The organism is Heyndrickxia sp. NPDC080065, from assembly GCF_050281185.1.
In the GTDB taxonomy this organism is placed as follows: Bacteria; Bacillota; Bacilli; order Bacillales; family Bacillaceae_C; genus Heyndrickxia.
Genome location: NZ_JBNNWS010000013.1, coordinates 86866 through 101041, shown reverse-complemented (window position 1 = coordinate 101041; position 14176 = coordinate 86866). Strand labels below are relative to the sequence as shown.

The window sequence follows — 14176 nt, the reverse complement described above, 5'->3', positions numbered from 1 at the left end:
CACCTCATTAATTTTGACTATCAAGAAATCCTTGTAGGATCATGCTTGCAGCCATTTTATCAATTACTTTTTTTCGTTTTTTTCGACTAACATCAGCTTCTAAAAGTACTCTTTCAGCTGCCATCGTGCTTAGTCTTTCATCCCACATAATCACGGGGAGTCCTAACTGCTTTTTTAAATTTTCAGCATAGGCTATAGATGCTTCCCCGCGAGGACCAACCGTATTATTCATGTTTTTAGGAAAACCGACTACGATTTTTTTTACTTGGAATTGCTCGACGATTTCTGCTACTCGATCGAATCCAAATTTCCCTTTTTCTTCATCAATCGGAATGGTTTCAATTCCTTGAGCAGTCCAGCCCAGTTCATCACTTACCGCCACTCCAACTGTTTTGGATCCCACATCTAGACCCATAATTCTCAATTAATATCCCCCACGATGCTGTTTTAAATAAGATTTTACTAAAACTTCAATAATTTCATCACGTTCAAGCTTTCGAATAATATTTCGTGCGTCATGATGACGAGGAATATAAGCCGGATCACCCGAAAGAAGGTAACCTACAATTTGATTAATCGGATTATAGCCTTTTTCTTGTAAAGCTTCAAATACCTGTAATAATACTTCTTTTACATCCTGCTCAAAAGGTTCTTCCGAAAAATTAAATCGCATGGTTTTGTCAAAAGAGCTCATTATTCAGCACCTCTCTTTAAAAGCTTGTCCAAAACTAACAAGCAATATTTTTCTTTATGCCTATTGAAAGCCCACCTAATTTCATTCCGACCTCAGAATACTCTCTATCTCTATTAAAGTTATTGTATCATTAGGAGGAAGGAAACCATAACAATACCTGTTATTGGTTCCTTCAAGGCATGATTTCTTACCTTCATTGTACACCACTTTTAATGTGAATCAAATGGATTTTACCCACTCTTTAACAAATTCTAATGCTAAATCAAGTTTTTCAGGATCTTTCCCACCAGCCTGAGCCATATCTGGACGGCCGCCGCCACCGCCGCCACAGCGTGAAGCTACTTCTTTGACCAATTTACCGGCATGGTAACCTTTTTCAATCAAATCTTTTGTTACACCAGCAATTATATTCACTTTACCCTCTTGGACAGAACCAAGAACAACAATACCAGATTCTAATTTTTGTTTCAATTCATCTACCATGTTTCGTAGATTATTCATATCTACCCCTTGGACTTTACTTGCAACAACTTTAACTCCATCAATAACAAGAGTATTGTCGATTAGACTACCAGCTTCAATATTTGATAATTTAGCGGCCAATGATTCATTTTCGCGTTGCAATTCCTTAAATTCAGTAAGAAAATGATCAATTCGTGTATTAATATCTTTAGGATTCGCTTTAAGTTTACTTGCAGCTTCATTTAGGCGATGAATTTGTTCATTCATCATATGATACGCCGCCTCACCTGTTACTGCCTCAATTCGTCTTGTACCTGCTCCAATTCCACTTTCTGATACTATTTTAAAGGTTCCAATAGAAGAAGTATTGGAAACATGACATCCGCCACAAAGCTCTAAGCTATAATCCCCCATAGAAACGACTCTGACGATTTGACCGTATTTTTCACCAAATAAGGCCATAGCCCCCATTGCTTTAGCTTCATCCAAATTTTTATTTTGAATGATAACTGGAATACTTGCCCAAATCTTTTGATTGACGATTTCTTCTATTCTTTCTAATTCTTCAGAAGTAATTTGTCCAAAATGTGAAAAGTCAAAACGAAGTCGATTAGGCTCAACTAAAGAACCTGCTTGATTCACATGTGATCCAAGGACATCTTTTAATGCTTGATGTAAAAGATGGGTTGCAGAGTGGTTCTTAATTGTTTTATTTCGGTTTTGCTCATTTACAGAAGCCAAAACTTCTTGACCAGCTTTTAATATACCCTCTTCTATGAATGCTCGTTGTAAATGCTGTCCATTTGGAGCTTTTTGAACATCTTTAATGACTACTTTTAAACCTTCTGCAGTTAACGTTCCTTCATCAGCAATTTGCCCGCCGCTTTCTGCATAGAATGGTGTTTCATCAAGAATAAATTGGATTTCGTCCCCTTTATTTGCACTATCAACACGTTCACCATCTTTAATTAAGACAGCTACTTTTGTTGCTACAGATAATGTCTCATACCCTACAAATTTACTTTCATCTTTAATATCTCCAAGAATTCCGCCTTGAACTTGCATAGAACCTACATCTTGTCTCGCTTTTCTTGCACGATCACGCTGATTTTCCATTTCTTTTTCAAAACCTTCATGATCCACTTTTAATCCTTCTTCTTCCGCATATTCTTCTGTCAATTCAACCGGAAAACCATAAGTATCATATAGACGGAATACATCTTCTCCAGAAATCATATCTATTTTTTCTTCTTTTGCCTTTTTTATTACAGAAGAAAGGATAGCAAGACCCTCATGTAATGTTTCATGGAAACGTTCTTCTTCATTTTTAACAACTTTTTGAATAAATTCTGTATTTTCTTCCACCTGAGGGTAAAAGTCAACCATTATATTTGCCACAACTGGGACTAATTTATACATAAATGGCTCATTAATATGAATAGTTTTGGCATATCTTACTGCTCTACGTAAAAGTCTGCGCAATACATAGCCACGACCTTCGTTAGAAGGAAGTGCTCCGTCACTTACAGCAAAAGATACTGTACGAATATGATCGGCAATAACTTTAAAAGCTACATCCTTTTCATCATTTGTGCGGTATTTTTCACCAGAAATCTTTTCAGTCTCTTCAATAATCGGGATAAACAAATCAGTATCAAAATTAGTTGGAACTCCTTGTACAACCGAAGCCATTCGTTCTAATCCCATACCAGTATCTATATTTTTCTTTGGCAGAGGGGTATAAGTTCCATCAGGATTATGATTGAATTGAGAAAACACCAAGTTCCAAACTTCTAAATATCTTTCATTTTCTCCACCTGGAAATAATTCAGGATCGTTTTCATCATCTCCGAATTCTGGTCCGCGATCATAGAAAATTTCTGTATTTGGCCCACTTGGACCTTCTCCAATATCCCAAAAGTTTTCTTCTAAACGGATAATTCTATCTTCTGGTATACCAATTTTTTTGTTCCACAGTTCATGAGCTTCGTCATCTTCAGGATGAATCGTAACCGATAATTTCTCAGGATCAAATCCAATCCAGTTAGGAGATGTAAGAAATTCCCACGCCCATTCAATAGCCTCTTCTTTAAAATAATCTCCAATTGAAAAATTCCCCATCATTTCAAAGAATGTATGATGTCTTGCCGTTTTCCCAACATTTTCGATGTCATTTGTACGGATAGCTTTTTGTGCATTCGTAATTCGGGGATTTTCTGGAATCACTCGTCCATCAAAATATTTTTTTAATGTCGCAACCCCACTATTAATCCATAATAGAGACGGATCGTCATGTGGTACAAGTGATGCGCTAGGTTCCACTTTATGTCCTTTTTCCTTAAAAAAATCTAGAAACATTTGGCGAATTTGTGCGCCTGTTAATTTTTTCATTATAAAAACCTCCTTGAGAATTTTTTGAGAAATAAAAAAAGCCTCCATCCCTGGACAGGGACGAGAGACTTACTCGCGGTACCACCCTGATTAAAGACAAATGCATTGTCCTTCTCTTGGGAGCCTTTAACGGGGCCAGACGGCAGTTTTCACCTGCACTCCAGATTAGCCTTCTGTTATCCTTCATCTAGAATTTCTTTCAGCCACGGAAATTCCTCTCTAATGAAGTTCATCTTTAAAAATTGCTTTTGGATAAACTCCTAGATGGACTATAACATACTCGATCCTTCTACATTTTAAATGTTTTAACTTCCTTCATAGTCGAATTATAGAAAACTTTATTCCCTTTTGTCAATCATGTGAATGAATTTTCTCTATAAAATGGGTTTTTATATGGACAATGGCTACTTTTACTATTGCTAATATGGGTACTGCTATAATTAATCCAATCACTCCGCCTACTTCGCCACCAATAGTCAATGCTAGAATAATAAATAAAGGATGCATATGAAGCGATTTACCGACAATAAAAGGTGATAATATATTGCCTTCAATAAATTGTAAAACCGCAATAGTAATTAGGACATAGATTAAGGATTTGACCGAAATTGTAGCAGCAATAATAGCTGCAGGAACAGCGCCAATAATTGGGCCAAAGTATGGAATGATATCTGTAACTCCCACAATTATTCCTAAAAGTATGGGATATTTTATCCCTAATATCCAGAAGGCTATAGTAGAAATTATCCCAACTAATACACAGACTAAAAGTTGTCCTCGGATATATCCACCAATCGATTCATCCGCTTCTTTTAAAAATAAAATCGCTTGATTTCTCCATTTTTTCGGAGTAAAGTACCAGGCAGCTCTCTTCACCATTTCAATATCTTTTAGTAAATAAAATGAGAGAAATGGAATGATTGCTAATACAAAAATAAAATTAACAATTTTCATCAAAGAATTTATTGCTCCTGATAAGAAACTATTTAACCATTTCTCAAATTTATTAATTCTATGTTCAATCTGCTCTTGCATTCCGTCTGGCCACCGAGAAGTTGAATCATGTAAATTCTCTATCCAATCACGATACTGATTGGCAAATTCGGGAATATGTTCTGATAGATCTTTAATCTGTTCAATCAATATTGGGATTCCTAAATAAATACTATATCCTGCTCCTCCAAAGAATATTAAATATATAATACTAATTGCTATCCCACGGTGTAACCCAGTTTTATGCAATTTTTCCACAAGCGGATGCAATAAATAGGTAAAAAATGCGGCAATGAATAGCGGAATAAATGCGGATAAAAAAATCTTTAATATAGGCATCCAAAAAGGCTTTAAAAGAAGAAAAAAATACAAAATGATCAGGCATAATAAAACAAACCCAAGATTGAATAGCCAGTGCCAACGAGGTTTTCGCAACTTCAATCCCTCCTTTCACTAGTATTAGTAAAAAGAGAAATCCTATCCATCTATTAAAAGCAACTACCGATAGTTGGGAAAAACTGAAAAAAGCTGTCTCATGAAAGAGACAGCCTCCAATTATTTTATCTAAAAGCTTTTCTTAATCGCTTTGTCATTTTTTTTACTTGTCTGTTGTCGAAGTATCCTTGTCGTTGTGAAAATGCAGTAGCTGCTACCCCTGCTCCAAAGCCTAGCAAGGAGAAGATCGTTTTATTCAAAACAATACACCCCTTCCAATTAACTTAATCTGCGCGATTCCTCGTCAAATAGGTCATCTAAAGAACTTAGTGTTCCATCTTCTTCCACTTGATGAGTTAAAATAGTCTCTTTAGCTATGGAGAGCTCGATAAAGCAATTCCAACAATAATATTGGTTAATACCAATTTTACCAAGATCTTTACTTTGGCAATTTGGACATTTTATCATAGGTTACGCCACCTCGCATATGATTTACCGATACGATGATGGCATCCTTTCCAAACTCAGGGGGATTGTTTGTCTGGACAACTTTTTTTCCTTCAAAAATATCGGTAAAGAAGCCATCTGTTAGTTCGTACCCTATAATAGTGCCCACTTCCTCGATAAAGTATACGTCTTCTAGCAATCCCAGCTGATCTCCGCTTTTTGAAATAGTTAATTTCTTTAATAGCGGATTGGAGTGACATAATGTGTACTCTTCTTCTTGTTCCTTAAATTTTTCAAGATTGCTTTCATTTCGAAGAACGATCCCATTATCTCCATAAGATTCAACTTGATAAATTGGTAACCGATATAAATTATTGAAAAATTTTTTCGTCTTAATTAGCAGACATTTTATTTTCCCCTCATCAGATATACCTAAATCACAAACCTCACCCAAAATGTTTCCTTCTGCACTATAAACAGGCATTCCTTTTAGAAGAGATAATGTTCTCAAAAGCCACCCCACCTTTTTCGAACATTTATAGTGTCTGTCCATTTACATAAAATCATAAGGGGTAACGTTTTCCATGCCGATCATCGGGTCAATATCCATCATATTTTCTTTAGAAAAAATAAAATCGTTTTTAACCTCTGCAAATTCCTGCTTGATGTTTGATAATATACTTAATTTATCATAAAGACTCGTTTTCCTAAGTTGATCATCCTCTCGCTCTATCCCTAGACGAAATGCTTCTTCTTCACCACAAAGTATTAATGATTGTTTACTTCTTGTGATGGCTGTATATAAAAGATTTCTCCGAAGCATTCGATAATAACTCTTTACAACTGGCAGGATGACAATTGGAAACTCACTTCCTTGTGATTTATGGATTGAACAACAGTAGGCATGTGTAAATTGATTAAAATCTTGCCTAGTATAAGTCACTTCAATCCCATCGAAGGAAATAATAATTAAGTCTTGCTTCTCTGTATTTTCTTTTGCATAAAAAATAGAGATAATCTCTCCTATATCACCATTAAAAACATGCTTTTCAGGCTGGTTTACTAATTGTAAAACTTTATCTCCAATGCGATACTTGATTTCACCAAAGCTAATTTCTTTCCTATTGCCAGTATCATTCGGGTTAAAAATTTCTTGAAGCAGTACATTTAATCGATCAATCCCTGCTGCACCTCTGTACATAGGAGCCAAGACTTGTACATCTTTCTGAGTGTAACCCTTTCGCTTTGCACTTAAAACGATTTTTTCAATAACTTCAGGAATCTGCTGTGTGGTACAACGAATAAAAGAACGGTCCTTATGCTGCTTTGTTACATTATTCGGGATTTTTCCGTTCTTTATTTCATGTGCTAACTCAATAATCGATGAACCATCTGATTGGCGATAAATATCTGTTAGTTGTACAGTTTGAATAACATGAGACTTTAGTAAATCCTTTAAAACTTGACCCGGTCCAACTGATGGGAGCTGATCCTCATCACCAACAAAAATTACTTGTATATGATCAGGTAATGCCTTTAAAAGCTGATATGCTAACCATGTATCAACCATTGACACTTCATCAACGATAACTAATTTCCCATCAATTTTTTTGTCTTCATTCAAATCTAACTCTTCCTGGCCTGTCATACCTAGTAATCGATGAATTGTCATAGCAGGCAGGCCAGTGGATTCAGACATTCTTTTAGCAGCCCTACCAGTTGGAGCTGTTAATATTATTGGAAATGGATTTTCTTTATTATAGTCCTTTGGTTCTAATGAACAGCCATTTAGTTCTGCATATAATTCAACAATACCTTTAATAACAGTCGTTTTACCTGTACCAGGTCCACCAGTAAGGAGCATCATAGGGGACATAAGAGCTTTTTGAATTGCCTCTTTTTGCGAAGGCGCATAATGAACACCAATTCGCTCTTCAAGTTCACCTAGTGCAAGTAAAAATTCTGATTCTGGAAATTGATCAGTAAACTCCTCTTGAGCAAGGATACGCTCGATATTAGTTACTATACCTTTCTCTGAAAAATATAAAGAAGGAATGTAAACTTTATTATTTTCTACAACCACTTTGCTTTCTTCAGCAAGTTTAATGATCTCGGCAGAAATATCGGTGTACTCAATTGTAATGGGTTGTGATTCCTCTAATAGTTTTTTGACTTTAGGAAGTAATTCTTCTGCTTCCATATAAACATGCCCATTTTGTAAGCATTCCATTTCTAGAGAATACATACAGCCAGCTTTGATTCGATCAGAATGATTTCCCACCATACCTAGTTGTTTTCCGATTTCATCTGCCCGGCCGAAGCCTATTCCATCAATATCTTCAACTAGCTTAAAAGGGTTTTTTTGTATAATGTCCAAAGCTTGTTCTTTATACACTTGGTAAATTTTCATTGAGATATGTGGACCAAATCCATATTGATTTAAACCGATCATCACTTGTTCTAGTCCTTGATGTTCAACTAATTTATCATATAAGCTTTTTGCTTTTTCTGGTGGTAATTTAGGTATTGAATCAAGTAAGGATGGTTGTTCCAGAATTTTACTAATTGCATTTTCTCCTAGTTCCTTTACAATCCTCTCCGCAGTTTTTTTCCCAATTCCACTAAAAATTTCGCTTGATAAATAAGTAATAATTCCTTCCTTTGTATGTGGAATCTCCTTTTTAAAATGTTTGGCCTGAAATTGTGCTCCGAACTTTGGATGATCCTGCATGTTGCCATAAAAAACATAGGTTTCCTGCTCATGAATTTTTGGGAAATATCCTGTAATGACCGCTTCTCTTTCATCTGTCTCAAGGTTGGACTCGTCGATTCTTATTCTAATTACAGAATAGAGATTTTGTTCATTATGAAAGATCGTGACGAGATGACGTCCTTTAATATATTTTTCATCATTTCCAAATAGATCCAAAGAATTTTGTTGCTCCAACTTGAGCCCCCCTTTTGCAGCGGGAAATTATTCATTCGCTTCTTTTAATTTTTCAATCATTTTTAAACCATAACCTGATAAAATGTGATCAGGTTGAATTTCAATAGCCTTATGAAAAAATTCTTCCGCCTTTTCTTGATTTTCATAATATCCTAAATAGGCTACTCCTAAATTGTAATATGCATCAGCATGTTCAGGTTCCCTCTTCACAACTAATTCGAATTGTTTAATTGCCTCTTCATAAATTTCTGATTGGGCCAATACTAAAGCATATTGAAATCTTGCTTCTATATCATCTTCATTCAATTCAACACTTCGTTGTAAATAAGGGATCGCTAATTTTACACTTCCTAGCTGAACAAAACTCATCCCTATCATAAAATAAACATCATTTGTATGTAGTCCTGTATTTTCTGCTTGTTCAAATTGTTTTACTGCTTGTTCATATTGCTCTTGTTCATAATATAAATTTCCTAAGCAATAATAAGCTGCAGAAGCACCTTTATCAATTTCTATCGCCTTTTCAAAAAATTTCTTTGCTCGATCAATTTCCTTAACAGCAACAAGTACATTTCCGAAATTAATATAGGCAACTGCATCATTTGGATTTTCCTCGATTGCCTCTGTGAAAAATTTAATGGCTTCCTCAAATTTACCTTGTTGTAAAAATTCAATCCCTTTTTTATTCTTATCCAATTTATTTACACCCCGAAACATAATATTCTATCCGCAATTATAACATAGCAGGTTCATATATTAAACGAACGATCATGATGACAATTAGTGCTTAAACTCATTTAAGGAAAAATAAGGGTACCCAATCGTGTTATACACTTATGGGTAACCCTTATTTCATTATCCAACATATAATAATTGTTCATCATTTTTAAAAACTTTATCAATCGTGCCGCCGCCCAGACATTCCTCACCATTATAAAAAACTACTGCTTGTCCAGGAGTTACAGCTCGAATAGGTTCATCAAATATTACCTCAAGCTCATTGTTTGGTAATATCTTCACGGTAACTTTATTATCAGGTTGACGATAACGGAATTTTGCCGTACAAGTAAATTCTGTATTCTTATCATGATTTGAAACCCAACCCACATTTACTGCTGTTATGGAATTAGAATATAATGAATCATGGTCGAAGCCTTGTTCTACAAATAAAACATTTTCTTTAAGGTCTTTTCCGACTACAAACCATGGTTCACCTGAACCGCCGATTCCTAAACCGTGCCTTTGGCCGATGGTGTAATACATTAGACCATCATGCTCACCCATTTTTTTACATGATAATGTTTTCATTAATCCCTTTTGGGCAGGCAAATAATTACTTAAAAACTCCTTGAAATTTCTTTCCCCAATAAAACATATCCCGGTACTATCTTTTTTAGTAGCTGTAGCTAGACCAGCCTCAAGCGCGATTTCTCTTACACGTTTCTTATCGATATCACCGATTGGAAATAATACTTTTTCCAATTGATCTTGACTTAGCTGATTTAAAAAATAAGTTTGATCTTTATTTTCATCCAAACCTCTAAGCATTTTATATTCCCCATCTTGGAATGCAACTCTCGCATAATGTCCTGTTGCCAAATAATCAGCGCCAAGATTCATCGCATGCTCTAAAAATGCTTTAAATTTAATTTCTTTATTACACATAACATCAGGATTTGGAGTTCTTCCTGCTTTATATTCATCAAGAAAATAAGTAAACACTTTCTCCCAATACTGTTTCTCAAAGTTCACAGCATAATACGGAATTCCTATTTGATTACATACTCGGATGACATCATTATAATCCTCTGTAGCTGTACAAACTCCGAACTCATCAGTATCGTCCCAATTTTTCATAAAAATCCCAATTACATCATAACCTTGTTGTTTTAACAAAAGGGCAGCAACAGATGAATCAACACCACCTGACATTCCTACCACCACTCTTGTATCTTTTGGTGATTTTTTCATTTATCCTCCCTACTTTCTAGACTTTTTTCATCCGTCCGACAATTGCAGCGACTTCATTTGCTGCTTTTTCTATTTCATCTATTGAATTATTTAATCCAAAGCTAAATCGAATCGAATTTCTTAATCTCTCAGAATCTTTTCCAAACATGGCAACTAGTACATGTGAAGGTTTAATGGATCCCGCCGTACAAGCAGAACCACTAGAAGCGGCAATACCTGCTAAATCCAGATTAACAAGCATTGCTTCAACATCTGCCCCTGGAAAGCTTAAATTTAAGACTTGTGGTAATGAACTGCAGTCTAAAAAACCATTTACAAAAAAATCAATATGCCTGCTGTTTAAAACATCGATAAATTTTTGTTTATATTCTTGATAGAGCTTTTGTTTTTGTTCCATTGTGTTTTGAGCTATTTTTACAGCTTCTGCAAAACCAACAATCGATCCGATGTTTTCAGTCCCAGCACGACGTTTTAGTTCCTGTTCTCCACCATAAATACGTGAAACTAGTTTTGTTCCTGTTTTCACATAAAGGAATCCAATTCCTTTAGGTCCGTTTATTTTATGTGCAGATACGGACAATAAATCTAGGTTCAGTTCATTTACATCTATTTTCATTACACCATATGCTTGGACAGCATCAGTGTGAAAATAAGCTTGATGATTTTTTAGTAATTGTCCAATTTCTTTAATTGGCTGAATTGTACCAACTTCATTATTACCGAACATGATGGTTACTAGGGTGGTGTCATCACGAAGAGCTGCTTCTAGGTCTTGAACAGAAATTTGGCCTTCCTCATTTACATCTAGATATGTGACGTCATAGCCTTGTTTCTCTAAATATTCACATGTATGAAGTACGGCATGATGTTCAATTTTAGAAGTAATGATATGCTTCCCTTTTTCTTTCATAGCCTCTGCAATACCAATGATCGCATAATTGTCTGCTTCGGTTCCTCCACTTGTAAAGACGATTTCATTAAAATGAGCACCAATACTTTGTGCAATAATCGATCTTGATTCATCTAATAAACCTCTAGCTTCCCTTCCAAACGAATGAATACTTGATGGGTTCCCAAAGGATTGATTTAATACACTGATCATTACATCGACAACTTGCGGATGAACTGGCGAAGTTGCTGCATGATCAAGGTAGATACGTTCCAATTAACTCACCTCTTATATTAAAGCATCTCTATTTTAGATATAAAACATATAAGCTTCTGTTTCACCGTCATCTTTGTAATTAATTAAATCCTCAATCGTCGTATTATCTAATACATCCTTTACCGCATCTCTGATTTTCATCCATAAAGCTCTCTTTACAGGTTCCTCATCTTCAATTCCTTCTACAGGGCTTATCGGACCTTCTAATACACGAATAATATCACCTGCGGTAATTTTTGATGGTTCATCTGCTAAGATATAGCCCCCATATGCTCCCCTTACACTTTTAACCAATCTTGCATTTCTTAATGGAGCAATTAATTGTTCTAAATAATGCTCTGACAAATCATGCATTTGAGCAATCGTTTTTAACGATGTAGGACCCTCACCGAATCTTTTCCCTAATTCGATCATGATCGTTAAGCCATAACGACCCTTTGTAGAAATTTTCATATACTTGCACCTCGATTTATTTCATTATTGCCTTTATGTTTATCTAGTTTATTAATTAATCCATCTGATAGCCTTTGAAAAAACGGTAGTGTAAGTCCGACAAGAGTACCGATCGTACCAACAAAAATAATGGTTCCGATAAATACCGGTCCCCCGCACAGCCAACCTATGAAAAGGACAATCACTTCCATCCCTCGGCGAACATGAGATACTTTCCAGCCTGTTTTTGATGTAACAGCAAGCATGAAGCTATCACGTGGACCAGCACCCAACTGGGCAGATATATAAATCCCCATTCCTATCGCATTGATAATTATCCCAAGGGTGAACAATATTATTTTCTCTAATAAAGAGTCTAAAGTAATTCCAGTTAGAAGCTTTAAAAACATATCCATAAAAAGACCAAGTAATAACATATTCAAGTATGCACCGATTTTTGGAATCTTTTTCATAATCAATGCTGATATTCCTAAAACAAAAAATCCGACAATTATCGACCACGAGCCAATTGTCAGACCAAATTGAGTAAATAATCCAACATGTAAAACATCCCAAGGCGTGGGACCAAGATCGGCGATAATTAATAAGTCAAGCCCGAACGCCATAACAAGTAGACCCAAACAAAAAATAATAAAGCGAATACCTAAATGATGCTTTTGACTCAACTTTATACGCCTCATCTTTCATTTATCTATAGTAATAAGCTTTTCACATTATAGCATAGTTAAGAAAATAATTGAATTCTAACATATCCGGAGCTTGCAGCAAGTCCAAAGATCAAAGCGCCTCGTACTCTTCTTATTCCTTCTTAAATTCTTCGAGTCTTTTATAAATTGCAGCTAAACGCTTTTCTTCCCCAGACTCAATCGGATGATAGTACTTTTTCCCTTTTAAATTATCTGGAAGGTAGTCCTGCTTGACCCAGCCTCCAAATGTACCAATTGGATAATCATGAGGATATTTATATCCTACATGACCTAATACCTTTGATCCAGCATAATGACCATCACGTAAATGCTTAGGAATATCTCCAACTTTCCCGTCCCGAATATCGTTAATTGCTTGGTCTAATGCTTTATAGGCGGAATTTGACTTCGAAGATAAGCACATTTCTACCACCGCTACTGAAAGCGGGATTCGTGCCTCAGGCAATCCCAGCCGTTCACTTGCAGTAATAGCGGCTAAGACATTTGTTCCTACTGATGTATTAGCTAATCCGATATCTTCAAAAGCAATTACCAATAATCGGCGATTAACAGCAACTAAATCCCCTATCTCAAGTAAATGAGCTAGATAATAAAGTGATGCATCCACATCACTCCCTCTAATACTTTTTTGTAGACTAGAGAGTAAATTATAATAATTTGAACCTTTTTTATCACCATAAACACCAATATTCCCAATCAAATCATTGATCATTTCATCTTGAACAATATATGCTCCATTTTCTTTGTTTGATGAATAAACGATTGATTCTAACAATGTTAATGACTTTCTAGCGTCACCACCGGCACCAACAGCAATTTTTCTTAACTGTTCATCAGTAATTTGAATGGAAAGTTTGCCCAATCCTTTTTTCTCATCATGGACAGCTCGTTTTAGTAATTCGTTTAGATCATCAGCAGTTAAACGTTTTAATTGCTTTATCTGACCACATCGACTGCGAATAGCAGGGTTTACATCGTGAAAAGGATTTTCCGTAGTTGCCCCAATTAAGATAATTGTACCGTTTTCCACATGGGGCAGTAGATAATCTTGTTGTGCTTTATTAAAACGATGAATTTCATCTAAAAATAATATTAAATTTCCTGTTAATCGCGTTTCATCAACTACCGCTTCGACATCTTTTTTACCGGCAGTCGTTGCATTTAAAGCGATAAAAGGAATGTCAGTAGTTCCTGCAATCGCATGGGCAATCGATGTTTTTCCAATCCCTGGTTCCCCATACAATAACATTGAAGGAACAAAGCCATTTTTTATCATTTTATAAAGGCTTGTATGTTTACCAATTATTTCTTTCTGACCTACAATTTCATCGATATTGGATGGTCGCATCCTAAAAGCCAGTGGTTCTCCGTACACAATTAAAACCTCCAAATACAAACTACTCTTATTATATCTTGTAAAAAAGTAGATTGAAATTGTTCTGTTTCTTTCAAAGTCTCCTCAATATTTATACAATCATTTTACCGAACAATTTCCACAAGTCTAGAATAAA

General features: G+C 35.5%; 14 protein-coding genes. All 14 read right to left on the bottom strand.

Annotation, left to right across the window (positions count from 1 at the left end):
- Nucleotides 1-7: 7 nt before the first annotated feature.
- The 14 genes from ruvX to ACQKP0_RS16545 all read right to left on the bottom strand — a co-directional run bounded on the left by ruvX (nt 8) and on the right by ACQKP0_RS16545 (nt 14040).
- Nucleotides 8-424 carry a Holliday junction resolvase RuvX gene (gene ruvX / locus ACQKP0_RS16610; RefSeq protein WP_427406955.1) on the bottom strand — a complete coding sequence of 139 codons (417 nt, stop codon included), beginning with the start codon at nt 422-424 and terminating at the stop codon, nt 8-10.
- Nucleotides 425-694: an IreB family regulatory phosphoprotein gene (locus ACQKP0_RS16605; protein WP_427406954.1), complete on the bottom strand. Its 270-nt coding sequence runs from the start codon at nt 692-694 to the stop codon at nt 425-427.
- 219 nt (nt 695-913) lie between these two features.
- Entirely contained in the window at nt 914-3547 is a 2634-nt protein-coding gene (gene alaS / locus ACQKP0_RS16600; RefSeq protein ID WP_427406953.1) for an alanine--tRNA ligase, read from the bottom strand.
- Between the two features lie 351 nt (nt 3548-3898).
- A complete protein-coding gene (locus ACQKP0_RS16595) occupies nt 3899-4975 on the bottom strand; it encodes an AI-2E family transporter (protein ID WP_427406952.1) in 1077 nt (358 codons plus the stop codon).
- Between the two features lie 125 nt (nt 4976-5100).
- The gene (locus tag ACQKP0_RS16590) at nt 5101-5235 is read right to left on the bottom strand and encodes a YrzQ family protein (RefSeq protein ID WP_427406951.1); all 135 of its coding nucleotides are present in this window, start codon (nt 5233-5235) and stop codon (nt 5101-5103) included.
- Between the two features lie 19 nt (nt 5236-5254).
- Entirely contained in the window at nt 5255-5443 is a 189-nt protein-coding gene (locus ACQKP0_RS16585; RefSeq protein WP_427406950.1) for a hypothetical protein, read from the bottom strand.
- Nucleotides 5415-5933 (bottom strand): PRC-barrel domain-containing protein, encoded by a 519-nt coding sequence (locus ACQKP0_RS16580; protein WP_427406949.1) that lies wholly within the window; start codon nt 5931-5933, stop codon nt 5415-5417. Before ACQKP0_RS16580 ends, ACQKP0_RS16585 begins: the two co-directional genes overlap by 29 nt.
- Before the next feature lie 42 nt (nt 5934-5975).
- On the bottom strand, nt 5976-8369 hold the full coding sequence (gene recD2 / locus ACQKP0_RS16575) for an SF1B family DNA helicase RecD2 (protein WP_427406948.1): 2394 nt from the start codon (nt 8367-8369) through the stop codon (nt 5976-5978).
- Between the two features lie 27 nt (nt 8370-8396).
- Nucleotides 8397-9065 (bottom strand): tetratricopeptide repeat protein, encoded by a 669-nt coding sequence (locus tag ACQKP0_RS16570; protein ID WP_427406947.1) that lies wholly within the window; start codon nt 9063-9065, stop codon nt 8397-8399.
- A gap of 159 nt (nt 9066-9224) precedes the next feature.
- Nucleotides 9225-10340 (bottom strand): tRNA 2-thiouridine(34) synthase MnmA, encoded by a 1116-nt coding sequence (mnmA, locus tag ACQKP0_RS16565; protein WP_427406946.1) that lies wholly within the window; start codon nt 10338-10340, stop codon nt 9225-9227.
- A gap of 16 nt (nt 10341-10356) precedes the next feature.
- Nucleotides 10357-11505, bottom strand: a complete 1149-nt coding sequence (locus ACQKP0_RS16560; RefSeq protein ID WP_427406945.1) for a cysteine desulfurase family protein — start codon at nt 11503-11505, stop codon at nt 10357-10359.
- Nucleotides 11506-11538: 33 nt separating this feature from the next.
- On the bottom strand, nt 11539-11958 hold the full coding sequence (gene cymR, locus ACQKP0_RS16555; RefSeq protein WP_427406944.1) for a cysteine metabolism transcriptional regulator CymR: 420 nt from the start codon (nt 11956-11958) through the stop codon (nt 11539-11541).
- On the bottom strand, nt 11955-12623 hold the full coding sequence (locus ACQKP0_RS16550; protein WP_427406943.1) for a YczE/YyaS/YitT family protein: 669 nt from the start codon (nt 12621-12623) through the stop codon (nt 11955-11957). Before ACQKP0_RS16550 ends, cymR begins: the two co-directional genes overlap by 4 nt.
- A gap of 133 nt (nt 12624-12756) precedes the next feature.
- Nucleotides 12757-14040 (bottom strand): replication-associated recombination protein A, encoded by a 1284-nt coding sequence (locus tag ACQKP0_RS16545; protein ID WP_427406942.1) that lies wholly within the window; start codon nt 14038-14040, stop codon nt 12757-12759.
- Nucleotides 14041-14176 lie beyond the last annotated feature (136 nt).

Excerpts from the sequence above, each read along its gene's own strand:
- cymR (WP_427406944.1), bottom strand. The coding sequence starts at position 11,958 with ATGAAAATTTCTACAAAGGGTCGTTATGGCTTAACGATCATGATCGAA.
- alaS (WP_427406953.1), bottom strand. The coding sequence starts at position 3,547 with ATGAAAAAATTAACAGGCGCACAAATTCGCCAAATGTTTCTAGATTTT.
- mnmA (WP_427406946.1), bottom strand. The coding sequence starts at position 10,340 with ATGAAAAAATCACCAAAAGATACAAGAGTGGTGGTAGGAATGTCAGGT.
- ACQKP0_RS16605 (WP_427406954.1), bottom strand. The coding sequence starts at position 694 with ATGAGCTCTTTTGACAAAACCATGCGATTTAATTTTTCGGAAGAACCT.
- ACQKP0_RS16585 (WP_427406950.1), bottom strand. The coding sequence starts at position 5,443 with ATGATAAAATGTCCAAATTGCCAAAGTAAAGATCTTGGTAAAATTGGT.